Source organism: Streptomyces sp. SID8374, from assembly GCF_009865135.1.
Classification (GTDB): domain Bacteria; phylum Actinomycetota; class Actinomycetes; order Streptomycetales; family Streptomycetaceae; genus Streptomyces.
Genome location: NZ_WWGH01000002.1, coordinates 356,209 through 379,260 on the forward strand (window position 1 = coordinate 356,209; position 23,052 = coordinate 379,260).

General features: G+C 71.8%; 23 protein-coding genes and 1 riboswitch. Of the genes, 18 read left to right on the forward strand and 5 right to left on the reverse strand.

Annotated features, from left to right (window positions below; genetic code table 11):
* Position 1: 1 nt before the first annotated feature.
* Positions 2–1,117 carry a glycine cleavage system aminomethyltransferase GcvT gene (gcvT, locus tag GTY67_RS25200; protein ID WP_161280382.1) on the reverse strand — a complete coding sequence of 372 codons (1,116 nt, stop codon included), beginning with the start codon at positions 1,115–1,117 and terminating at the stop codon, positions 2–4.
* A 163-nt stretch (positions 1,118–1,280) separates the two neighbouring features.
* Positions 1,281–1,378: riboswitch (glycine riboswitch) on the reverse strand.
* A gap of 163 nt (positions 1,379–1,541) precedes the next feature.
* On the opposite strand from gcvT, the gene GTY67_RS25205 reads away from it, so the two are divergent.
* From GTY67_RS25205 to GTY67_RS25250, 10 genes are all read left to right on the forward strand, one after another.
* Positions 1,542–2,240, forward strand: a complete 699-nt coding sequence (locus GTY67_RS25205; protein WP_161280383.1) for an AAA family ATPase — start codon at positions 1,542–1,544, stop codon at positions 2,238–2,240.
* Positions 2,241–2,284: 44 nt separating this feature from the next.
* Entirely contained in the window at positions 2,285–3,055 is a 771-nt protein-coding gene (locus GTY67_RS25210) for an enhanced serine sensitivity protein SseB (RefSeq protein WP_093692530.1), read from the forward strand.
* A gap of 204 nt (positions 3,056–3,259) precedes the next feature.
* A complete protein-coding gene (locus GTY67_RS25215) occupies positions 3,260–4,051 on the forward strand; it encodes an enhanced serine sensitivity protein SseB C-terminal domain-containing protein (RefSeq protein WP_161280384.1) in 792 nt (263 codons plus the stop codon).
* Positions 4,052–4,328: 277 nt separating this feature from the next.
* On the forward strand, positions 4,329–5,999 hold the full coding sequence (locus GTY67_RS25220; RefSeq protein WP_093692532.1) for an ABC transporter substrate-binding protein: 1,671 nt from the start codon (positions 4,329–4,331) through the stop codon (positions 5,997–5,999).
* Positions 6,000–6,084: 85 nt separating this feature from the next.
* Positions 6,085–7,089, forward strand: a complete 1,005-nt coding sequence (locus tag GTY67_RS25225) for an ABC transporter permease (protein WP_093692533.1) — start codon at positions 6,085–6,087, stop codon at positions 7,087–7,089.
* A gap of 1 nt (position 7,090) precedes the next feature.
* Complete coding sequence (locus tag GTY67_RS25230; RefSeq protein WP_093692534.1) at positions 7,091–8,053, forward strand: ABC transporter permease; 963 nt, start codon at positions 7,091–7,093, stop codon at positions 8,051–8,053.
* 6 nt (positions 8,054–8,059) lie between these two features.
* Entirely contained in the window at positions 8,060–9,052 is a 993-nt protein-coding gene (locus GTY67_RS25235) for an ABC transporter ATP-binding protein (protein ID WP_093692535.1), read from the forward strand.
* Positions 9,049–10,302: an oligopeptide/dipeptide ABC transporter ATP-binding protein gene (locus GTY67_RS25240; RefSeq protein ID WP_161280385.1), complete on the forward strand. Its 1,254-nt coding sequence runs from the start codon at positions 9,049–9,051 to the stop codon at positions 10,300–10,302. Before GTY67_RS25235 ends, GTY67_RS25240 begins: the two co-directional genes overlap by 4 nt.
* Positions 10,303–10,320: 18 nt before the next feature.
* Entirely contained in the window at positions 10,321–10,980 is a 660-nt protein-coding gene (locus tag GTY67_RS25245) for a trimeric intracellular cation channel family protein (RefSeq protein WP_093692537.1), read from the forward strand.
* A 62-nt stretch (positions 10,981–11,042) separates the two neighbouring features.
* Positions 11,043–11,915 carry a thioesterase family protein gene (locus GTY67_RS25250; protein ID WP_202462345.1) on the forward strand — a complete coding sequence of 291 codons (873 nt, stop codon included), beginning with the start codon at positions 11,043–11,045 and terminating at the stop codon, positions 11,913–11,915.
* 99 nt (positions 11,916–12,014) lie between these two features.
* Here the strand turns inward: GTY67_RS25250 and GTY67_RS25255 are convergent, their stop codons facing one another.
* Positions 12,015–12,650 carry a TetR family transcriptional regulator gene (locus GTY67_RS25255; RefSeq protein WP_161280387.1) on the reverse strand — a complete coding sequence of 212 codons (636 nt, stop codon included), beginning with the start codon at positions 12,648–12,650 and terminating at the stop codon, positions 12,015–12,017.
* Positions 12,651–12,772: 122 nt separating this feature from the next.
* Between GTY67_RS25255 and GTY67_RS34680 the strand changes: the two genes are divergently transcribed.
* The 3 genes from GTY67_RS34680 to GTY67_RS25265 all read left to right on the forward strand — a co-directional run bounded on the left by GTY67_RS34680 (position 12,773) and on the right by GTY67_RS25265 (position 14,719).
* On the forward strand, positions 12,773–12,928 hold the full coding sequence (locus GTY67_RS34680; protein ID WP_093692540.1) for a hypothetical protein: 156 nt from the start codon (positions 12,773–12,775) through the stop codon (positions 12,926–12,928).
* 102 nt (positions 12,929–13,030) lie between these two features.
* Positions 13,031–13,396 (forward strand): hypothetical protein, encoded by a 366-nt coding sequence (locus tag GTY67_RS25260; protein ID WP_161280388.1) that lies wholly within the window; start codon positions 13,031–13,033, stop codon positions 13,394–13,396.
* A 153-nt stretch (positions 13,397–13,549) separates the two neighbouring features.
* Positions 13,550–14,719, forward strand: a complete 1,170-nt coding sequence (locus GTY67_RS25265; RefSeq protein ID WP_093692542.1) for a cysteine desulfurase family protein — start codon at positions 13,550–13,552, stop codon at positions 14,717–14,719.
* A gap of 9 nt (positions 14,720–14,728) precedes the next feature.
* On the opposite strand, the gene GTY67_RS25270 is transcribed toward GTY67_RS25265, so the two are convergent.
* Positions 14,729–15,472 (reverse strand): peptidoglycan recognition family protein, encoded by a 744-nt coding sequence (locus tag GTY67_RS25270; protein ID WP_161280389.1) that lies wholly within the window; start codon positions 15,470–15,472, stop codon positions 14,729–14,731.
* A 61-nt stretch (positions 15,473–15,533) separates the two neighbouring features.
* On the opposite strand from GTY67_RS25270, the gene mnmA reads away from it, so the two are divergent.
* Complete coding sequence (mnmA, locus tag GTY67_RS25275; RefSeq protein WP_093692544.1) at positions 15,534–16,667, forward strand: tRNA 2-thiouridine(34) synthase MnmA; 1,134 nt, start codon at positions 15,534–15,536, stop codon at positions 16,665–16,667.
* Positions 16,668–16,676: 9 nt separating this feature from the next.
* Here mnmA and GTY67_RS25280 read toward each other — a convergent pair whose 3' ends face one another.
* Together GTY67_RS25280 and GTY67_RS25285 are read right to left on the reverse strand one after the other, a co-directional pair.
* A complete protein-coding gene (locus GTY67_RS25280) occupies positions 16,677–17,486 on the reverse strand; it encodes an alpha/beta fold hydrolase (protein ID WP_161280390.1) in 810 nt (269 codons plus the stop codon).
* Positions 17,487–17,563: 77 nt separating this feature from the next.
* A complete protein-coding gene (locus tag GTY67_RS25285; protein ID WP_161280391.1) occupies positions 17,564–17,899 on the reverse strand; it encodes a DUF427 domain-containing protein in 336 nt (111 codons plus the stop codon).
* A 106-nt stretch (positions 17,900–18,005) separates the two neighbouring features.
* Between GTY67_RS25285 and GTY67_RS25290 the strand changes: the two genes are divergently transcribed.
* The 4 genes from GTY67_RS25290 (at position 18,006) to ligA (ending at position 22,773) form a co-directional block, all read left to right on the forward strand.
* Entirely contained in the window at positions 18,006–18,545 is a 540-nt protein-coding gene (locus GTY67_RS25290) for a TIGR00730 family Rossman fold protein (RefSeq protein ID WP_093692547.1), read from the forward strand.
* A 134-nt stretch (positions 18,546–18,679) separates the two neighbouring features.
* The gene (locus GTY67_RS25295; protein ID WP_161280392.1) at positions 18,680–19,369 is read left to right on the forward strand and encodes an SDR family oxidoreductase; all 690 of its coding nucleotides are present in this window, start codon (positions 18,680–18,682) and stop codon (positions 19,367–19,369) included.
* Positions 19,370–19,486: 117 nt separating this feature from the next.
* Positions 19,487–20,515: a methionine synthase gene (locus GTY67_RS25300; RefSeq protein WP_161280393.1), complete on the forward strand. Its 1,029-nt coding sequence runs from the start codon at positions 19,487–19,489 to the stop codon at positions 20,513–20,515.
* A 32-nt stretch (positions 20,516–20,547) separates the two neighbouring features.
* Positions 20,548–22,773 (forward strand): NAD-dependent DNA ligase LigA, encoded by a 2,226-nt coding sequence (ligA, locus tag GTY67_RS25305; RefSeq protein WP_161280394.1) that lies wholly within the window; start codon positions 20,548–20,550, stop codon positions 22,771–22,773.
* The last annotated feature ends 279 nt before the right edge of the window (positions 22,774–23,052 follow it).

Consider the following 23,052-nt stretch of genomic DNA (forward strand, 5'->3'; position numbering starts at 1 on the left):
ATCACTTCTGGCGCTTGTAGAACGGCAGCGCGACGACCTCGTACGGCTCGTGCGTGCCCCGGATGTCCACGCCCACGCCCTCGGTGCCCGGGGCGGCGAAGGCCGCGTCCACGTACGCCATGGCGATCGGCTTGCCCAGGGTGGGGGAGGGTGCGCCCGAGGTGACCTCGCCGATCACCTTGCCGTCGGCGACCACGGAGAAGCCCGCGCGCGGGACCCGGCGGCCCTCGGCGATCAGGCCGACCAGCTTGCGCGGCGGGGCGGTCTCGGCGCGCTCGGCGGCTGCCTTCAGCGCCTCGCGGCCCACGAAGTCGCCCTCCTTCTCGAACTTCACGACCCGGCCGAGGCCCGCGTCGAACGGGGTGAGCGCCGTCGTCAGCTCGTGCCCGTACAGCGGCATGCCCGCCTCCAGGCGCAGCGTGTCCCGGCAGGAGAGGCCGCAGGGGATCAGCCCGTGGGCCTCACCGGCCTCCGTCAGCGCCCGCCACAGGGCCTCGGCGTGCTCGGGTGCGACGAAGAGTTCGAAGCCGTCCTCGCCGGTGTAGCCGGTACGGGCGATGAGCGCGGGGACCCCGGCGACCGTGCCCGGCAGGCCCGCGTAGTACTTCAGCCCGTCCAGGTCGGCGTCGGTGACGGCCTTCATGATGGCGGGGGACTCGGGGCCCTGGACCGCGAGCAGCGCGTACGCGTCCCGGTCGTCGCGCACCTCGGCGTCGAAGCCCGCCACGCGCTCGGTCAGCGCGTCCAGCACGATCTGGGCGTTGCCCGCGTTGGCGACGACCATATATTCGGTCTCGCCCAGCCGGTAGACGATCAGGTCGTCCACGATCCCGCCGTCCTCCTGGACGATCATCGTGTAGCGGGCCCGGCCGTTGCCGACGGTGGCGATGTTGCCCACCAGCGCGTAGCTCAGGAAGGCCGCGGCCTCGGGGCCGGTGACGGTGATCTCGCCCATGTGCGACAGGTCGAAGAGACCGGCCCGGGTGCGTACGGCGTTGTGCTCGTCGCGCTCACTCGCGTACCGCAGGGGCATGTCCCAGCCCGCGAAGTCGGTCATGGTGGCGCCGAGCGAGCGGTGCAACGCGTCGAGGGCGGTGAGACGGGGGGCAGTGCTCATGGGCATGGCTCCAGGGCATGACGACGTCAGGACGGAAATCCTCCCCATCTGTCATCGGAACCTGAGAGGTTCGCCGATAGCCCCCTGAGGGGGATGCCCCTGTTCACAGGGCTCGGCTTGCACCTTGGGTGGAGCCGCGGGACGGCTCGCTTTTCAGATCTGCCTCATCCACGCGGTACGGGGCCTGAGAGATTCAAGGGAGGGTCTTGCTCCTTCGGCGCCCGGCTCACACTGTGGCCGGAACTCTCCCGCGCGGATTCGAACGGCCGGTATGCAGTTGGCGGGGTCATCATCGCACGCCTTGCGGCAGAGTGGGGCGGCCGGTCGGCAACGCTTGTGCGAACAGCGAGTGCGGTTGTGGAGCCTTGCCATTTCTTTACACTTCAGAAGCAGGCGTGGGCGGCCGACAGCAGGGGGATGGGCGATGGCGTTGCAGCGGTCGGTACCGGCCGCGGGGATCGCGCACGGCGCGATGCCCGCACAGCCCGGCGCACCTGTACAGGAGCTGATCGCCGAGCCTGCGCCGGTGGTACGCGACCTGCGCGGGCGCATGGGCCACGCCCCGTACGGCCTCGACTTCGCCCCCGGCGACATCGTGGTCGTCTCCGGGCTCCCCGGCGGGGGCAAGTCCACCCTGATCCGGCGGGCCGTGAGCGGCCGCGCCATCGACTCGCAGAACACCCGCGACCGCTGGGCCGCCGCCCTGCCCCGGTTACTTCCCTACGCCCTCTACCGCCCCCTGGTCCGCGCCGCCCACTACCTCGGGCTCTGGGCCGTCCTGCGCTCCGGCGACTCCGTGGTCGTCCACGACTGCGGTACGCAGACCTGGGTACGCCGCTGGCTCGCCCTGCACGCCGCCCGCCGGGGCCGCACCCTGCACCTGCTCCTCCTCGACGTGGACCCCGCGACCGCCCGCCGGGGGCAGCGCGAGCGCGGCCGGGGCGTCTCCGGGTACGCCTTCGCCCGCCACCGGCACGCGGTGGCCCGGCTGATCCGCGACACCGAACGCGGCGCGCTGCCCGTCGGCTGTGCCTCGGCGGTGCTGCTGGACCGGGAGGCCGCGAGCGCGCTCAGCCGGATCTCCTTCACCGACGGGGAGGCCCCGGCCGCGTGCGCCGGTTAGGGTTCTGGCCGAGCGACGAGACGGCTGAGAGAGGCACAGAGGCAGTGGACATTCCGGCACCGGTCCAGGCACAACCCCAGCACGGGTGGCCCGCCAACGAGCTCGAAGAGGTGCTGACCGCCTCCCTCGGCGTCGCCGACGCGGGCGGCCGCCTGGTCGAGGTGCTCGGCCGCAGCTCGGTCTGGGTGCCGCTGCCCAACGGCGGCTCGCCCGCCAGCGCCGACCTCGACCTGCCGATGATGGACATCGACGGCGCCGCGTACGTCCCCGTCTTCAGCTCCGAGGGCCAGTTCCTCAGCTGCGTCGGCAGCCACATGTCCTTCGCCGTGGCGCCCGCCCGCGACTTCGCCCGGGGGCTGCCCCCGCAGGTCGGCATCGCGGTGAACCCGGGCGGCGCGGTCGGCATACCGCTGCCGCCGCCCGCCGTCGCCGAGCTCTGCCGGGCCGGGCGCACCGCCCTGGACGGGCCCGCCAGCGGCGGCCGGGTGAAGCTGTACGAGCCGGACTGGCAGCACGACCCGGTCGACTTCCTCACCGCCGTCTCCGCCGAGTTCGAGGCCACCGGCGTTGTCTCCACCGCCCGCCGCGCCCTCGCCAGCATCGAGGGCGGCGACCCCGTCCTCTTCGTCGGCGTCGAGTTCGCCACCTGGGACGGCGCGGGCCAGAGCGCGCCCATGGACGCCCTGGGCCGGGCGCTCGGCCGGGTCGAGGTGCCCTGGCCGGTGAACCTGGTCCTGCTGGACGTGGCCCAGGACCTGGTCGGCGACTGGATGAGGGAGAAAGTACGGCCGTTCTACCGGCGCGAGGGCCACTGAACGTACGGCGCGCAAGCCACCGGACGTACCCGCGCGGGGGCCGGCGGACGTACGGCGCGAAGGCCGCTGTCCCGCCAGGGATCGGGGCGCCGGCCGACCGTGGCGTCAAGTCGGTGTCAGAAGTGGCGCATAAGCTGGTTTGATGGCGAGGCCGCTCCCGTGTGCCCGGGAGCGTCGACGGAACGATGAGGGGCGGGACCCAGGGTGAGTGCGTCAGGCACTGCGGCGGCCGGTCAGGTCGAGCACATGCTGCGCCAGGTCAGCCCCGGGCGTTACGACGCCTACGAGGCGCTGCTCGCGGCCCTCGCCGACGGCCGGGTCTGGATGCTGCTCTGGCACGGCACGGCCGGCTCACCGGACGCGCAGTACGGCTCCATGGAGGTCGACGGCCTCGGATACGCCCCGTGCGTCACCTCCGCCCAGGAGCTCTCCGCCAGCGGCTGGAGCCGCGCCCACGAGCTGGTCTCCGGCCGGGACATCGCCCGCGCCCTCTTCCCCGACCGCTGGGGCATCTGGCTCAACCCGCACGCCCCCGGCGGCGGCGTCGGCATCCCCTGGCTGGACCTGCGCCGGATCTCCACCGGCCTGGACCGGCTGCCCGCGGGCCCGCTCCGGCTGACCGAGCCCGCCGTGGAGCTCCCGCAGTTCTACGCCCAGCTCACCCAGAACGCCCACCGCACCCCCGCTGTCCGCTCGCTGCGCCGCGCCTGGGTGCACCCCGCCGTCGGCGTCCCGTACCTCGCGATCGGCCTCGACCTGTACGACACCGGGCGGGCCTCCGTCGACGCGGTGCGCGCCATGATGGGGCAGTCGATCGGCGCGGTCCCCGACGGGCTGCCCGTCTCCACCGTCGCCATGTCCGACGAGTACGACCCGGTCGCGATGTGGCTGCGCGCCAACACCCGCCCGTTCTACGACCGCGAGGCGCACGCCCCGGCAGGCCCCCCGCCCGCCGCCGCTCCCGGCTACGGCTACCCGCCCCAGCAGCACCGCTGACCCGCCCCGGCGGCACCGCCGAACCGGCCGCCCGCCGCCCCTGAACTGCGGCTCGTCCCGCCGCCGCCGGTTTGTGCGACGGGACAGGTCCCGCCGAACACCCCCAGATGTCCGGCTTGTTAAGCGGGCCCGGAGGGATGTCCCGGAACTGGACGGTTTGTTAACTGTCCGGGTCTCGACTAGGTCTCACCGCTATCCGGACTGTTCTCTTGCGGTGCACCCCGTCTGTAGTGTGCGGCCATCAAACCTCACCACATGGCGAACCAGGGGTGGACCCATGCGCATATTCAAGTCCCGGGCCGTCCGGGCGATCACGACAGCGGTCGCTGTCGGTCTGATCGCCACGGGCTGTTCCAGCGAGCGGGACGAGGGCGGCTCCAAGGGGGGCGACAAGGACACCTTCGTCTTCGCCGGATCCGGTGACCCCGGCTCCCTCGACCCGGCCCTCGCGAGCGACGGCGAGACGTTCCGCGTCACCCGTCAGGCCTTCGAGGCGCTGCTGGAGCACGAGCCCGGCGGCAGCAAGCTGGTCGGCGGCCTCGCCGAGAGTTGGGAAGGCGACGCGGCCGGCAAGGTCTGGACGTTCAACCTGCGCCAGGGTGTGAAGTTCCACGACGGCGAGGCGTTCAACGCCGCCGCGGTCTGCGCGAACTACGACCACTGGTTCAACTGGAAGGGCACGTACCAGTCCAGCGCGGTCTCCTACTACTGGCAGACCATCATGGGCGGGTTCGCGAAGAACGAGGACGCCGAGGCGCCCAAGCCGAACTACAAGTCCTGCACCGCCAAGGACGAGAACACGGCCGTCATCGAGGTGAACGAGCCCTCGGCGAACCTGCCGGGCGGATTCTCCCTCCAGGCGCTCGCGATCCACTCGCCGAAGGCCATCAAGGAGTACGAGAAGCAGGACGCGACCGCCAAGGGCGACGCGATCACGTACCCCAAGTACAGCCAGGAGGCCGGCACGGTCGCCGGCACCGGCCCGTACAAGATCGTGAAGTGGAACAAGGGGAACAAGGAAGTCTCCCTGGAGCGCTTCGACGACTACTGGGGCGACAAGGCCAAGGTGAAGAACCTGGTCTTCCGCACCATCTCCACCGAGGAGACCCGCCGCCAGGCGCTCCAGGCGGGTGACATCGACGGCTACGACCTGGTCGCCCCCGCCGATGTGACGACGCTGGAGAAGCAGGGTTACGAGGTCCCGACCCGTGACGTCTTCAACATCTTCTACGTGGGCATGAGCCAGGCGGCCAACCCCGCGCTGAAGAAGCTCGAGGTCCGTCAGGCGATCACGCACGCCATCGACCGCGAGAACCTCGTCAACACCCAGCTGCCCGAGGGCGGCAAGGCCGCGACCCAGTTCATGCCCGACACGGTCGCCGGCTTCTCGGACAAGGTGAAGACGTACCCGTTCGACACCGCCAAGGCCAAGGACCTCCTCAAGCAGGCCGGCGAGGAGAAGCTGTCCATCGACTTCTGCTACCCGACCGAGGTCACCCGCCCGTACATGCCTGCCCCGCAGGACATGTTCGAGCTGATGAAGGCCGACCTGGAGAAGGCCGGCATCACCGTCAAGCCGAAGGCCATGAAGTGGGCCCCGGACTACCTGGACGCCACCGAGGCCGGCTCCTGCGCCCTGCACCTGCTCGGCTGGACCGGTGACTTCAACGACGGCTACAACTTCATCGGCACCTGGTTCGCCGGGCCCGACAAGCAGTGGGGCTTCAAGGACCAGAAGGTCTTCGACGCCGTGAACGCGGCCTCCAAGGTCACCGACACCGCCGGTCGCACCGAGGCGTACAAGAAGGCCAACGAGGCGATCATGGAGTACGTCCCGGGCGTGCCGATCTCGTCGTCGCCGCCGGCGATCGCGTTCGCCAAGAACGTCAACCCGCCGAAGGTCTCCCCGCTGACGCAGGAGAACTTCGCCGAGGTCTCCTTCAAGTAATCGCACACCAGCGGGTCCGCCCGGCCACAGCAACCAGGTGGCCGGGCGGACCCGCATCGACGCACGTGAGAAAGGGGCATGCGGGGTGCTGCGACTCGTCGTAAGAAGACTTCTCCAGCTCATTCCCACCCTGCTCGGCCTGTCGGTCCTGCTGTTCCTCTGGCTGAACCGACTGCCCGGCGGACCCGCCTCAGCGATCCTGGGCGAGCGGGCCACCGAAGCCGAAGTGGCGAGAATCAACCGTGCACTCGGGCTGGATGAGCCGGTGCACGTCCAATACTGGCGCTTCCTCAAGCGCATCTTCGAGCTGGACCTCGGAACCTCCACCCAGACCGGGCAGCCGGTGTGGGACGAATTCGCCCTGCGCTTCCCGGCCACCGTGGAGCTCAGCGTCGCCGCGATCCTGATCGCCGTGGTCGTGGGCATCCCGATGGGCTATCTGGCGGCCAAGCACCGCGGCGGCTGGCTGGACGTCGCGTCCGTCTCCGGATCGCTGCTCGGCATCTGCATCCCGGTCTTCTTCCTGGCCATGCTGCTGCGCGGGATCTTCTCCGTCCAGCTGGGCTGGTTCCCGAGCCAGGGCAGGCTCACCACCGGGCTCAACGCCACCGACATCACCGGATTCTCCGTCCTGGACGGGTTGTTGACCGGTGAGTTCGACGCGAGCTGGGACGCGGTCATGCACCTGATCCTGCCCGCCGTCGCACTGGCCTCGATCCCGCTCGCCGTCATCGTCCGGATGACCCGCGCCAGCGTCCTGGAGGTGCTCGGCGAGGACTACATCCGCACCGCCGAGTCCAAGGGCCTGGACAAGCGCGTCGTCCGCGGACGCCATGTGCTGCGCAACGCGCTGCTGCCGGTGATCACCGCGGTCGGCCTGCTGACCGGCAGCCTGCTCTCCGGTGCGGTGCTCACCGAGTCCGTCTTCGACTTCGGCGGCATCGGCTCGTTCATCCGTACCGCGATCGACGGCCGCGACTACCCGGTCCTCGTCGGGTTCATTCTCTTCATCGCGATGGTGTACGTGCTCATCAACCTCCTGGTCGACCTCGCGTACAGCATCATCGACCCGAGAGTGCGGGTGCACTGACGTGACGATCATGACCAACAAGGCAGACAAGATCGACCGTCTCGCCGAGCTGACCCAGAGCTCCGAGTCCGTCGCGGGCACCAGCCTGTGGCGCGAGGCGTTCCGCCGGATGCGCTCCAGCAAGATGGCGATCATCGGAGCGGCGATCATCGCGGCGTTCATCCTCGTCGCCATCGTCGGGCCGATGCTCGCCCCGCACGGCCCCACCGCGCAGAACTGGCGCAGCGAGGTCTTCCCCAACCAGGGCAAGTTCGTCGGCATGCGCGGCGAGAACTGGTTCGGCCTGGACCACCTGGGCCGCGACATGTTCTCCCGCTGGCTCGTCGGGGCCCGGCAGACCCTCCTCGTCGGTGTGGTCTCCATGCTCATCGGCCTGATCATCGGCGCCGCGGTCGGCATCCTCTCCGGCGCCGCCGCCACCCTCGGCGGGAAGATCGGCCAGCGCATCGACACCGTCGTCATGCGGTTCACCGACATCATGCTGTCGCTGCCGTCCCTGCTGCTGGCCGTCTCCATCGCCGCGGTGCTCGGCCAGTCGCTGACCACCGTGATGATCGCCGTCGGTGTCGTCCAGATCCCCATCTTCGCCCGCCTGCTGCGCGGTTCGATGCTGGTCCAGGGCGGCGCGGACTATGTGCTCGCCGCGAAGGCGGTCGGCATCCGGCGCAAGCGGATCGTGCTGACGCAGATCCTGCCGAACTCGCTGAGCCCGGTGATCGTCCAGGCGACGCTGAGCCTGGCCACCGCGATCATCGAGGCGGCGGCCCTGTCCTACCTGGGGCTCGGCAACCCCGACCCGGCCGTTCCCGAGTGGGGCGTGATGCTCTCGCAGGCACAGCGCTTCTTCGACAACGAGCCGATGATGGCCGCCTATCCGGCCATCGGGATCATCATCACGGCGCTCGGCTTCACCCTGCTCGGCGAGTCCATGCGTGAAGCCCTCGACCCGAAGCTGCGAGGCTGAAGTCCTATGCCACTGCTCTCAGTTGAAGAACTCAGCGTCACCTTCACCGCGCGCGGCCGCAAGGACGCCACGGCCGTGGACGGCGTCTCCTTCGACGTCGACCAGGGCCAGGTCGTCGGCCTGGTGGGCGAGTCGGGGTGCGGCAAGTCCGTCACCTCGCTCGCCCTGATGGGGCTGCTGCCCCGCAAGGGTGTACGGATCGGCGGACGGGCCGAGTTCGACGGCCAGAACCTGCTGGGCATCAGCGAGCGCAAGCTGCGCGACATGCGCGGCAGTCAGCTGGCGATGATCTTCCAGGACCCGCTCTCCTCGCTGAACCCGGTCGTCCCCATCGGCATCCAGGTCACCGAGATCCTCCAGCGCCACCGCGGCCTCAAGGGCGAGAAGGCCCGCAAGGAAGCGGCGTCGCTCCTGGACCGGGTCGGCATCCCCGACCCGGACCGGCGGCTCAAGGAGTACCCGCACCAGCTCTCCGGCGGTATGCGCCAGCGTGCGCTGATCGCCATGGCGGTGGCCTGCGCGCCCCGCCTGCTGATCGCCGACGAGCCGACCACGGCACTGGACGTCACCATCCAGGCGCAGATCCTGGAGCTGCTCAAGGAGCTGGTCGACCAGGAGGGCACCGCCCTGCTGATGATCACCCACGACCTCGGTGTGGTGGCCGGGCTCTGCGACGAGGTCAACGTCCTCTACGCGGGCCGGGCGGTGGAATCGGCGGGCCGCCGCGAGCTGTTCGCCCACCCCACCCACCCGTACGCGCACGGGCTGCTCGGCTCCATCCCGCGCCTGGACGCCCCGCGCGGCGAGCCGCTCAACCCGATCCGCGGCTCCATCAACGACAAGATCGCCTGGGCCGACGGCTGCGCCTTCGCACCCCGTTGCGACCACTACACGATGGAGTGCCTCACCGGCACCCCCGAACTGACCGAACCACGCGCCGCCGGACACCAGGTGCGCTGCGTCAACCCGGTCCTGCCCAAGGCGGAGGTCCCGGCATGAGCCTGCTCGAACTGGACGGCGTCAAAGTTCACTTCCCGGTCAAGAAGGGCCTCTTCTTCGACCGTACGGTGGGCCATGTCTACGCCGTCGACGGCGTCTCGCTCAGCGTGGAGGCGGGCCAGACGTACGGCCTGGTCGGCGAGTCCGGGTGCGGCAAGACGACGCTCGGCCGCGCGGTGCTGCGGCTGAACGACATCACCGACGGGGCGGTCGTCTTCGACGGCACCGACCTCGCCAAGCTGCCCTCGGAGGAGATGCGGTCCTTCCGCCGCCGCCTCCAGATGGTCTTCCAGGACCCGCTGGGCAGCCTCAACCCCCGGCAGAACATCGAGTCGATCCTCGCCGAGGGCATGGCCGCCCACAACATCGGCAAGGACCAGGCCGAGCGCCGCGAGAAGATCAAGGCGATCCTCGCCAAGGTCGGCCTGCCGTCCAACGCGATGTCCCGCTACCCGCACGAGTTCTCCGGCGGCCAGCGCCAGCGCATCGGCATCGCCCGCGCGCTGGTCCTGGAGCCGGACGTGATCATCTGCGACGAGCCGGTCTCCGCGCTGGACGTCTCGGTGCAGGCGCAGGTCATCAACCTGCTGGAGGAGCTCCAGGAGTCCCTCGGCCTGACCTACCTGGTCATCGCCCACGACCTCGCCGTGGTCCGGCACATCTCGGACGTCATCGGGGTGATGTACCTGGGCGGCCTGGTCGAGGAGGCGCCGAGCGACGCGCTGTACGCGGGGCCCCGGCACCCGTACACCAAGGCGCTGATGTCGGCCGTCCCCGTGCCGGACCCGGAGGTCGAGGACCGCCGCGAGCGCATCCTGCTCCACGGCGACCTGCCCTCCCCGGCCAACCCGCCGGCCGGCTGCCGCTTCCACACCCGCTGCCCGTGGGTGCAGGAGACCAAGTGCGCCACGGAGCGCCCGCCGCTGCTGGACACCGGCGACGGGCACAAGGTGGCCTGCCACTTCACGGCCGAGATCGAGGCCGGGACGGTGAAGCAGACCCTGGCCACCGGGATCGAGGCCGTCATCTCCACGGAGGCGGTGGCGACCGAGGCGGTGGAGGTGTCGGAGGGGGAGCCCGCCGAGGAGCCCGAGGCCGCGGGGACTCCCGAGACCGCGGGGACTCCCGAGACCGTCGGGACTTCACGGGCCGACGCGGCCGTGAAGACCGCCGCCGAGCTGCCCGCGAGCGTGCCGGGCCAGGCCGACGCATCCGACTCCGTACCGGCGGAGGGCGGAGCCAAGGAGTAGGACCGGCACAATTGCCCGGTGCTCCTCGAACTGTTCACGCCCTCCGTCCAGCATGCACTCGACCTCGTCGGGATCTTCGTCTTCGCGATCTCGGGTGCCCTGCTCGCCGTACGCAAGAACTTCGATGTCTTCGGCATCGCGGTCCTCGCCGAGGTGACAGCGCTGGGCGGAGGGCTGTTCCGTGACGTGATGATCGGCGCGATCCCGCCCGCCGCCTTCACCGACCTCGGCTACTTCATCACCCCGCTCTTCGCCGCCGGGCTCGTCTTCTTCCTCCATCCGCACGTGGAGCGCATCCAGGTCGGCGTCAACGTCTTCGACGCGGCGGGGCTCGGCCTGTTCTGTGTGACCGGCACGGTCAAGGCGTACGAGTACGGCCTCGGGCTGACCGCCTCGGCGGCGCTCGGGCTGGCCACCGCGGTCGGCGGCGGTGTGCTGCGGGACGTACTGGCCAACGAGGTGCCCTCGCTGCTGCGCTGGGACCGGGACCTGTACGCGGTGCCCGCGATCGTGGGCGCCACCATGGTCGTCCTGTGCATCCGCTTCGACACCCTCAACGCCTTCACCAGCGGGATGGCGGTCATCGCCGCGTTCACCCTGCGGCTGCTGGCGCTGCGCTTCCACTGGCGGGCGCCGCGCGCGTACAACCGTTCCTCGGCGCGGGCCGAGGAGGCCTAGGACCGCAGAAGGGAATCCAAAAAGCTACCGCTCAGTAATGCAGTCCATGTACCGTGCATGCCATGGCACAGGCAGCGACAGAGGCGGCGGCGCAGACCGCCCGCGCAACCATCGGCGACAGCGAGTTCGACCGCGACACCGCGGTCACCCTGCGCGAGGAAGGCGTCTACGACGCCGAACTCTCCGCGGGTTGGACCATCATCCACGCCGTCAACGGCGGCTACCTGCTGGCCCTCCTCGGCCGCGCGCTCGGCGAGGCGCTGCCGCACTCCGACCCGTTCTCGGTCTCCGCGCACTACCTCACCGCCTCGGTCCCCGGCCCCGCGGTGATCCGGACCCAGACCGTCCGCACCGGCCGCACCCTCTCCACCGGCCAGGCGTCGCTCTTCCAGTACGCCGACGACGGCAGCGAGATCGAACGCATCCGGGTCCTCGCCACCTACGGCGACCTGGACGCGCTCCCCGACGACGTACGCACCACCGCCCTGCCGCCCGCCATGCCCGACCGGGACCACTGCCTCGGCCCGAGCGACGGCGCGCCCAGGATCCCCGGCAGCTCCGCCATCACCGAGCGCCTCGACGTCAAGCTGGACCCGGCGACCGTCGGCTGGGCCGTCGGCGCCCCGTCCGGCAAGGGCGAGATGCGCGGCTGGTTCGGCCTCGCGGACGGCCGCGACCCCGACCCGCTCTCCCTGCTGCTCACCGTGGACGCCCTGCCGCCGACCTCCTTCGAGCTGGGCCTCACCGGCTGGACCCCCACCGTGGAGCTCACCACCCACATCCGCTGCCGCCCCGCGCCGGGCCCGCTGCGCGTCTCCATCACCACCCGCAACCTCGCGGGCGGCTTCCTGGAGGAGGACGCCGAGGTCTGGGACAGCGCCGACCGCCTCGTCGCCCAGTCCCGCCAGCTGGCGAAGGCCCCGCGCACCAAGTAGGGCCGCGTGCACGCCCGGTGAGGCGTGCGAGCGCGCCGAGCCGTTCCCGTGCGCGTACGGGAACGGCTCCTGCCCGTCCGGTGCGCGTACGGGAACGGCTCATTCCCGGGCTGGTGCCTCGTCCAGCCAGTGGGCGCGGCCGATGGACACCAGCCGCAGCCGCCGCCGGGCCTGCCGGACCACGGCCCGCTCGTTCCCGGGGCCCGCGTCCAGCAGCGCCGACGCGGTCATGACCATGTGGTCCACGTAGAACCCGCCCAGCATCAGCAGGTCCTCCTCGCTCCACCCGGCCGACCCCGGCTCCCGGCCGAGCGCGTACGCCACCTCCTCCGCGAAGCGGAACAGCTGCGCCGCGATGGCCTCGCGCACCGGGCCCACCCCGCCGTGCTGCTCCCGGGCGATGAACCGGAAGTGCGCGGGCTGCGCGCCGACGTGCCGCGCTATCACCTCCACGCTGCGGTCCAGCCGCTCCTCGCTGTCGCCCGTCTCCGCGAGCACCGCCGCGATCAGCCCGTGCAGGCTGCCCAGCGTCTCCTCCACCAGGGCCACCCCGAGCGCGGCGGTGTCCTCGAAGTGCCGGTAGAAGGCGGTGGGGGTGACCCCGGCCGCCCGCGTCACCTCGCGTAGCCCCAGGCTGCTCAGGCTCTGGTGCTCCAGCAGCAGGAGCGCGGCGTCCAGCAGGGCCTGGCGGGTCTTCAGCTTCTGGGTCTGGCGGATTCCGACGGTGTGACTCATGCCATTCAGTAAACAACCGTTCTCCGAGTCAAGGAAGGGGTCGGGGGTTTAGGCTGGCAAGTCAGTGAACACTCGTACTCTGAACGGCTTTCGTCCTTGTCGTCGCACAGAGAGGTTCCGCCGTGCTCGTCCTCGTCGCCGCGCTGCTGCTGCTGGGAATCGCCCTCGGGGCGGTGGCCCAGCTCCCGCTCCCGGTCTCCCTGGCCGCCGCGACCGTGATCGGCTGCTGGCTGCTGATCTTCGCCGCCCGTGAGCGCCGCGCACGCCGCACCCGCTGACCCGCGTCCACCCCGCCGTACGCGCACCAGCAGCAGCGTCCACCCGCGCACCCGCACCCGCCGAGCCTGCCGCACCCGGACCGATCCGAAGGAGCTCGCACCATGACCCTCACCCTCATCGACCGAACCCGCCGTACGGACGACGCCACCGACCGGGGCGCGGCCCCCGAGGCGGCGGCCCCTGAGCCGGCCCCCGCCCAGGCCCCCGAAGCCGCTCCGCGCCGGGCCGCCGGCCGGGAGGCGGACGGGCTCGCCGTCGCCTCCTTCGTCCTCAGCCTCGTCGGCCTGCTGGCGTTCAACCTGCTGCTGGGCCCCACCGCGATCGTGATGGCGCTGCTCTCCCTGGCCCGTCGCACCCGCCGCCCCGGCCGCGCCTACCTCGGCCTCGCACTCGGTGTCGCCGACCTCGTCGTGCTGGCCGTCCTGGTCACCGTCAACGGCACGGTCGCCTGGAACTTCGGCGCCTGACACGGGCACAGCCGAGCCGCTCACCCCGCTCCGGATCGGGCTCCGGACCGGGTTCCGGGCGGGTCCGCGCACCCCCGTGCGAGCGTGCGCGGCCACCGCACCGTGACGCGCCCGCCATGCGCCCCGCCCCGGACTCGTAGAATCGGCCCCACCATGGCCTACCTCGACCACGCCGCGACCACGCCGATGCTTCCCGAAGCGATCGAGGCGATGACCGCCCAGCTCTCCGTCACCGGCAACGCGTCCTCCCTGCACGCGGCCGGGCGCAGGGCCCGCCGCACCGTCGAGGAGTCCAGAGAAACCCTCGCCGACGCCCTCGGCGCACGCCCCAGCGAGGTGGTCCTCACCTCCGGCGGCACGGAGGCCGACAACCTCGCCGTCAAGGGCCTGTACTGGTCCCGCCGCGACGCCGATCCCCGCCGCACCCGGGTCCTCACCGGCCCCGTGGAGCACCACGCCGTCCTGGACGCCGTCGACTGGCTCGCCGAGCACGAGGGCGCGACCGTCGACCACCTCCCGGTCGACCGCTACGGCCGGGTCCACCCCGAGGACCTGCGCGAGGCGGTCCTCCGCAACCCCGACGACGTCGCGATGATCACCGTGATGTGGGCCAACAACGAGATCGGCACGATCATGCCGGTACGGGAACTGGCCGCGGTCGCTGCCGAGTTCGGGATCCCGATGCACGCCGACGCGGTCCAGGCCTTCGGCCAGCTGGAGGTCGGCTTCGCCGCCTCCGGGCTGGCCGCGATGACGGTCAGCGGCCACAAGATCGGCGGCCCGTTCGGCATCGGCGCGCTGCTGCTGGGCCGCGACCACACCCCCGTACCCGTGCTGCACGGCGGCGGCCAGGAGCGGCATGTGCGCTCCGGCACCCTGGACGTGCCCGCCGTCGCCTCCTTCGCGGTCGCGGGACGGCTGGCCGCCGAGCGGCGCGAGCACTTCGCCCGGCGCGTCGGCGGACTGCGCGACGACCTGATCGCCGCCGTGCGCCACGCCGTCCCGGACGCCGTCCTCGGCGGCGACCCGGACCCGGCCGGGCGGCTCCCGGCCAACGCCCACTTCAGCTTCCCCGGCTGCGAGGGTGACTCGCTCCTCCTCCTGCTGGACGCCCAGGGCATCGAGTGCTCCACCGGCTCCGCCTGCACCGCCGGGATCGCCCAGCCCAGCCACGTACTCCTGGCCACCGGCACCGACCCGGACCTGGCCCGGGGCACCCTGCGCTTCTCGCTCGGCCACACCTCCACCGAGGAGGACGTCAAGGCGCTGGCCCAGGCGATCGGCCCGGCGGTGGAGCGGGCGCGGACGGCCGGGCTCAGCTGAGAGGGGCCGCTACTCCGCGCGCGTGACGGAAGGCGAGGGGGCCGGGGTGGGCGGTGCCGTAGCCGCCCGCTGCACCAGCTTCAGATAGCGGTCCCAGTCCCAGTGCGGCCCCGGGTCGGTGTGGTCGGTGCCCGGGACCTCCACATGCCCGATGATGTGCTCCCGGTCGATGGGTATGTCGTACCGTGCGCAGATAGACGCCGTGAGCCGCGCCGACGACTCGTACATCGCCTTCGTGAGGTCCTTGGGCCGGTCGACGAACCCCTCGTGCTCGATGCCGACGGCGCGCTCGTTGAAGGAGCGGTTGCCCGCCTGGTACGCCACGTCCAGCTCGCGGATCATCTGCACCACCCGCCCGTCCTGGCCCACGATGTAGTGCGTCGCGGCCCGGTGGGCGGGGTCCTGGAAGACCCGCACGGCGCTGTCGAAGCTGCCCTGGGTGACATGGATGATCACGCGGTCGATCCGGAAGTCGTCCGGGCGGTCCGCCCGCCGCCAGTTCGCCTCGGACGCGGCGACCCAGGTGGCGGCCGCGTAGTCCAGCTCACCGGCCTTGCGGGGCTTCTCCACGCCGGGCACCCGCCACCACGCCCGCCGCACATCGTCGCGCGCGAGCACGGCGGCGGTGCCGGCCGCCACCACCGCACCGCCGCCGACCAGCAGCGCACGCCGGCTGACGCCGCCCGCGGCCTTCTTCCGCGACGACCCGCCCGAGGGCTTCTCCGACGCCCGGGTACTCCCGTTGTTCCCCATGTGATCGTCAACGCATATCCGCGAGCGTTCGGTTCCCGGCGACCCGTACCCTGGAGGGGCTATGACTCAGACTTCCCAGCGCCCCCTGCGTGTCCTCGCCGCGATGTCGGGCGGCGTGGACTCCGCCGTCGCCGCGGCCCGTGCCGCCGAGGCGGGCCACGACGTGACCGGTGTCCACCTCGCCCTCTCCGCGAACCCCCAGTCCTTCCGGACCGGGGCGCGCGGCTGTTGCACCATCGAGGACTCCCGGGACGCCCGCCGCGCGGCCGACGTCATCGGTATCCCGTTCTACGTCTGGGACCTCGCGGAACGTTTCCGCGAGGACGTCGTGGACGACTTCGTCGCGGAGTACGAGGCCGGGCGCACGCCCAACCCCTGCCTGCGCTGCAACGAGAAGATCAAGTTCGCCGCCCTGCTGGACAAGGCCCTCGCCCTCGGCTTCGACGCCGTCTGCACCGGCCACTACGCCACGGTCGTGCTCGCCGAGGACGGGAGCCGCGAGCTGCACCGCGCCTCCGACATGGCCAAGGACCAGAGCTATGTGCTGGGCGTCCTGGACGAGAAGCAGCTCGCCCACGCCATGTTCCCGCTCGGCGACACCCTCACCACCAAGGACGAGATCCGCGCCGAGGCCGAGCGCCGGGGCCTGGCCGTCGCCAAGAAGCCCGACAGCCACGACATCTGCTTCATCGCCGACGGCGACACCCAGGGCTTCCTGGCGAACCGCCTCGGCGGCCCGGCCGAGGGCGACATCCTCGACGAGTCCGGTACGAAGCTGGGCACCCACGACGGTGCGTTCGGCTTCACCATCGGCCAGCGCAAGGGCCTGAAGATCGGCCACCCCGCCCCCGACGGCAAGCCGCGCTACGTGCTGGACATCTCCCCGGTGAACAACACGGTCACCGTCGGCCCGGTCGAGGCCCTCGACGTGACCTCGCTGACCGCCATCAAGCCGCGCTGGTGCGGAACGCCCCCGTCCGGCCCGGGGACGTACACCGCGCAGCTCCGCGCCCACGGCGGCGAGACCGAGGTGACGGCCGAGCTGGTGGACGGCGAGCTGAACGTCACGTTCACCGAGCCGGTACGGGGCGTGGCCCCCGGCCAGGCGGTCGTCCTGTACGACGGCACGCGCGTGGTCGGCTCGGCCACCATCGCGACGACGGTGCGGCGCGAGCGGGTGCCGACGGGGGCCTGACGCCCCGGTTCACGACGCCTGGCGTACGTATACGTCCCGGGCGAAGAAGTCCGCCAGCACCGGGGCCAGCACCTGGGGCGCCACCTCGCGCATCTGGCCCGTCAGCGTACGGTGCCGGGCGCGCGGCAGGGCGTCGGCGAGAGTCCGGGTGGCGGCCCGGGCCCGGGCCGAGCTGAAGCCGCCGCAGACCACCAGCGTGCGGGCGGAGACGGCGGCGAACCGCTCGGCCGGGACCGCCCCGTCGCCCAGCACCGCGTCGTCGTACGCCAGCGTGTGCGCCAGCGCCTCCAGGCCCGGCCACAGGGGCGCGCGCCGCATCCGGTCCACCGTCGCCGCGTCGACGCCCGTCGCCGTGAGGAACAGCTCCACCGCCCCGGCCCGGTCCCCGGCCGCCAGCAGCCGGTGCAGCCGCTCGGTGCAGCGGGCCTTGAAGCGGAGGCCGGAGGCGCCGGGGGTGTACGGCGGTTCGTAGACGGCGAGCAGATCGACGGGGAGCCCGGCGGCGGCCGCTTCCAGGGCCAGCGCCCCGCCGGAGGACATCCCGAAGACCGAGGCGCCCGGCCCCGCCGCCCGCACGACCGCGCTCAGGTCCTCGATCTCCCGGCGCACGCCCTCCGCCCCACCGCCCCCGGCTTCACCGCTGGCGCCGCGCCCCCGGCGGTCGTAGGTGACCACGGTGAAGCGCGGCGCCAGCAGGGCGGCCAGGGGCGCGTCGGTGGCCGCGGTGCTCAGTGCCCCGCCGACCAGCACCAGCGGTGGCCCCTCGCCCTGGCGGCGGCAGGCGATCGGCGTGGAGTCGGCGGAGAGAATCCTGTCCATGGGAGGGGAGACCGGGGCGGCCCGGCAAACTCATCGCTCCGGCGGGAAAAACCTCCCGGGACGGTGCGGGCCGCGGGTCAGTCGGCCACCGGCTCCGTCTCGTAGAAGCAGAAGTGGTCCCGGATCGCGGCGACTTCGGGCTTCGGGTCCGGGTAGGCCCAGACGAGATCGGCGGCGCCGGGGAGCGACCAGTAGGAGGCGTCGCCCTTGAACGGGCAGTGGGTGGTGGTGTCCGACGGGGTGAGCAGGTCGGTACGGACGTCCTCGGGCGGCAGGTAGTAGCGGTCCGGACAGCCCGTCTCGCGCAGGACGAGGGGGCGGCGGCTCTCGGCCAGCACCTGGCCCTCGTGGACCGCCCTGACGTGCACGGTGCCCGGTTCGACGGTGATGTGGTGTCCTCGGGTGGAAGTCATGCTTCTCTCAGCGGCGTACGGGCCGGGAAACTTCCCCGCCCACCGTCGTTGACCGGAATCCTCACCGGAACGGGGGAGTGTCCGAGGCGGGTCGTACGGTGGCTGCATGAACATCTGCGTCTTCCTCTCCGCCGCCGACCTCGACGACCGCTACACCGTCCCCGCCCGCGAGTTCGCCGAGCTGCTCGGCAGAGGCGGGCACACCCTGGTCTGGGGCGGTTCGGAGAGTGGCCTGATGAAGGTCGTCGCGGACGGGGTGCAGGAGGCGGGCGGGCGGCTGGTCGGGGTCTCGGTCGACTTCCTCGCCGCGAAGGCCCGGGAGAACGCCGACGAGATGGTGATCGCCCGCGACCTCGCCGAGCGCAAGGCCCTCCTCCTGGCGAAGTCCGACGCGATCGTGATCATGGTCGGCGGGACCGGGACGCTGGACGAGGCCACCGAGATCCTGGAGCTGAAGAAGCACGGCAAGCACACCAAGCCGGTCGTTCTGCTCAACACGGCGGGCTTCTACGACGGGCTGCGCGAGCAGTTCCAGCGGATGGAGGACGAGGGGTTCCTGCCGCTGCCCCTGACGGACCTGGTCTTCTTCGCCAAGGACGGGGTGGGGGCGCTGGCATATCTGGAGGAGTCCGCCGGGGTGCAGTGACACCCGGGCCACCGGACGAGTCCGCCGGTCCGCGCCGAGGAGCCGGGCCCGGGCTTCAGCGATCCCGCCTCCGCCCAGGGTCGCCTGAGCCGGGCCCGGACTCCGGTGATCACGCCTCCGCCTAGGATCGCCCCATGCCTACCCACCTCATCACCGGCGCCGGTTCCGGCATCGGGGCCGCTGTCGCCCGCCGTCTCCTGGAGCGCGGCGACGACCTCGTCCTGCTCGCCCGCGACGCCGGCCGCGCCAAGGAGTTCGCCGACCGCTACCCGGGCGCGCGGACCCTTGTCGGCGACCTCTCCAACCCCGACCGGCTCTCCTGGGCGTTCGGCCAGCAGCCCATGCCCGAGCGGGTCGACACCCTGCTGCACATCGCGGGCGTCGTCGAACTCGGCACGGTCGGCGAGCTCACCCCCAAGGCGTGGCACTCCCAGCTCAACGCCAACCTCATCGCCCCCGCCGAGATCACCCGCCTCCTCATCCCGCAGCTCCGCGCCGCCCAGGGCCACGTCCTGTTCGTGAACTCCGGTGCCGGGCTCAACGCCCACGCCGGGTGGAGCGCGTACGCCGCGAGCAAGCACGGCCTGAAGGCGCTCGCCGACTCGCTGCGCCACGAGGAGCACGGCAACGGGGTGCGCGTCACCAGCGTCTACCCCGGGCGCACCGCCAGCCCCATGCAGGCCAAGGTGCACCAGCAGGAGGGCAAGGAGTACGACGCCGCCCGCTGGATCGACCCCGAGTCGGTGGCCACCACGATCCTGATGGCGATCGACCTGCCGCGCGACGCCGAGGTCAACGACCTCACGGTCCGCCCGGGGCGCTGAAGCTCACGGTCCGCCCGGGCCGCTGAACCCGGAAGCCGTCCCGGTCGCCGAAGCCCGGCCGCTGACCCCGGCGCCCCGCGTACGCCGAGCGCACGCGGGGGACCGTAGGCTTCCGGCGTGAGCGAGAAGAGCAAGTTGAGCGGGTGCCCGGCGACCGGGATCGGGTCGATGCCCGGGGGAGACGCGAGGGAGGCGGCGAAGACCGTCACCGGCTCCTTCGCCGACGGCCAGGGCATGCCGTACCTGGCGGAGCTGCCGGCGCGCGGACCGGGCGCGGACATGATCGGCCGGACCATCGGCATGCTCGTCGAGATGTACGGGCACGTGGAGCCGAGCGGCTGGCGGATCAGCGACCGGCCAGGCCGCGACACCCGCCGCGCCCGCTCCTGGCTGGGGGAGGACCTGGACGCCCTGGAGGAGTTCACCCAGGGGTACGAGGGCCTGCTCAAGGTCCAGGCCGTCGGCCCGTGGACGCTGGCCGCCGGACTGGAACTGCGCGGCGGCGAGGCCATGCTGGGCGACCCCGGGGCCTGCCGCGACCTGGCCGGGTCGCTGGCCGAGGGGCTTAGCGCCCACCTCGCCGAGGTGCGGCGCCGGATGCCCGGGGCCGAGGTGGTCCTCCAGCTGGACGAGCCCTCCCTGACCGCCGTCCTGCTGGGCCGGGTCCGCTCCGCCAGCGGCTACCGCACCTACCGGGCCGTCGACCGCCAGGCCGTCGAGTCGGCCCTGCGCGACGTCCTCGCCGCCGCGGGCGAGGACGGCACGACGATCGTCCACTCCTGCGCCCCCGAAGTGCCGTTCGCGCTGCTGCGCCGGGCCGGGGCGGACGGAATCTCGTTCGACTTCTCCCTCCTCACGGAGCGTGAGGAGGAGACGATCGGGGAAGCGGTCGAAAGCGGCACCCAGTTGTTCCTGGGCGTGGTGCCGTCCACCGACGCGGCAACGACGGCATTGTCAGACCCGGGCGGTAGCGTCATGGGGGTCAGGACGCTGTGGAGCAGGCTGGGGCTGAATCCGGGGACTCTCGCCGAGTCCGTCGCGATCACCCCGTCGTGCGGTCTCGCGGGTGCGTCGCCCGCGTACGCCCGTACCGCGCTCGCCCACAGTGCCCGGGCGGCGAGGTCGCTCGCAGACAACCCTGAGTGACGGGGACGACGGGTAAACAGGAGGACGGGACGATGGCCGGCGAACAGCGGGTGGAGCAGGAGAGCTCGGTTCCGGCGGACGTGCGGGAGGAGCACGCGCTGCTGGCCGAGAAGGTCGAGGAGAACCGCTTCCGGTATTACGTGAAGGACCAGCCGGTCGTCAGCGACGCCGAGTTCGACCGGCAGATGCGTGCGCTGGAGGCGCTGGAGGAGGAGTACCCGGCGCTGCGCACCCCGGACTCCCCGACCCAGAAGGTGGCCGGGCCCTACCGCACGGAGTTCACCTCCGTGGTCCACCGCGAGCGGATGCTCTCCCTGGACAACGCCTTCGACGACGAGGAGCTGGCCGCCTGGGCCGAGCGCGTCGCCAAGGACGTCGGCACGCCCGACCACCACTTCCTGTGCGAGCTGAAGGTGGACGGGCTCGCGGTCAACCTCACCTACGAGCACGGCCGGCTGACCCGGGCGGCGACCCGGGGGGACGGCCGCACCGGCGAGGACATCACGCCCAACGTCCGCACCATCGCCGAGATCCCGCACCGCCTCAAGGGCGAGGACATCCCCGCCCTGGTCGAGATCCGGGGCGAGGTCTTCTTCCCGATGGAGGCCTTCGAGGAGCTGAACGCCCGGCTGGTGGCCGCCGACGACAAGCCCTTCGCCAACCCGCGCAACGCGGCGGCCGGTTCGCTGCGCCAGAAGGACCCCAAAGTCACCGCCACCCGCCCGCTGCACATGGTGGTGCACGGCATCGGCGCCCACGAGGGCCTCACCATCGACCGCCTCTCCCAGGCCTACGAGCTCCTCCACTCCTGGGGCCTGCCCACGGCCAAGCACAACAAGGTCGTCGACTCCCTCGCAGGTGTACGGGAGTTCATCGCCTACTTCGGCGAGCACCGGCACTCCGTGGAGCACGAGATCGACGGGGTCGTCGTCAAACTCGACGAGATCCCGCTCCAGGGCCGCCTGGGCTCCACCTCGCGCGCCCCGCGCTGGGCCATCGCCTGGAAGTACGCTCCGGAAGAGGTCAACACCAAGCTGGTCAACATCCGCGTCGGCGTCGGCCGCACCGGCCGCGTCACGCCGTACGCCCAGGTGGAGCCGGTCGAAGTGGCCGGTTCCGAGGTCGAGTTCGCCACCCTCCACAACCAGGAGGTGGTCAAGGCCAAGGGCGTCCTCATCGGCGACACCGTGGTCATCCGCAAGGCGGGCGACGTCATCCCGGAGATCCTCGGCCCGGTCGTCGACCTGCGCGACGGCACCGAGAAGGCGTTCGAGATGCCGACGCACTGCCCCGAGTGCGGTACGGAGCTGCGCCCGATGAAGGAGGCCGACATCGACCTCCGCTGCCCCAACGCCCGCACCTGCCCCGCCCAGTTGCGCGAGCGGGTCTTCTATCTCGCCGGGCGCAAGAGCCTGGACATCGACCACTTCGGCTATGTGGCCGCCGCCGCCCTGACCCGGCCCCTGGAGCCCGCCGAGCCGGTTCTGAAGGACGAGGGCGGCCTGTTCGACCTCACCATCGACCAGTTGCTGCCGATCCGGGCGTACGTCCTGGACCAGGACAGCGGGCTGCCCAAGCGCGACCCGAAGACGGGCGAGGAGAAGATCGCGACGGTCTTCGCCAACAAGCAGGGCGAGGCGAAGAAGAACGCCGTGGCCATGCTGGAGGGCATCGCCGCCGCGAAGGAGGCGCCGCTGGCCCGGATCCTCACCGGGCTCTCCATCCGCCATGTCGGGCCGGTCGCCGCGCAGGAGCTGGCCCGCCAGTTCCGTTCCATCGACCGGATCGACGAGGCCACCGAGCAGGAGCTGGCCGACGCCGACGGGGTCGGCCCCATCATCGCCGCCTCCGTCAAGCAGTGGTTCGCCGAGGACTGGCACCGCGAGATCCTGCGCAAATGGCGCGAGGCCGGAGTCCGGATGGCCGACGAGGGCTCGGACGAGGAGCAGGGCCCCCGCCCCCTCGAAGGGCTCACCGTCGTCGTCACCGGCACCCTCACCGCCTACACCCGCGACGGCGCCAAGGAGGCGCTCCAGAGCCTCGGGGCGAAGGTCACCGGCTCGGTGTCGAAGAAGACCGCGTTCGTGGTGGTCGGCGACAACCCCGGCTCCAAGTACGACAAGGCCATGCAGCTGAAGGTCCCCGTGCTGGACGAGGCCGGGTTCGCCGTCCTTCTCGAACAGGGCCCCGACGCCGCCCTGGAGGCCGCCCTGCCGGTGCCGGAGGCCGCACCCGAGCCGGAAGCCGCGCCGGAGTAGACCGCCCGTCCCGTTCTCGGAGCCCACGCCGGACGCGGCTTCGGAGCGGGCCGCCGCCTCCCGCGACCCGCGCGCCACTCCCGGACACCCTCTGTTCGCCGGATCGAGACGACTTCGAGACGCGGCCCCGGCGTGGCGCGCCCCCGGTGGGGAAGAAACGGGACAGAGGGGCGAAGAAGGGTCGGCCGGACCCCGAACGGCCCACCGGCATCACCCGTTCGGCGCATAGCAGATGGTGACGGGTCGTCGGTTCGCCTTCGGCAAGAGCTGTAGAGCGCT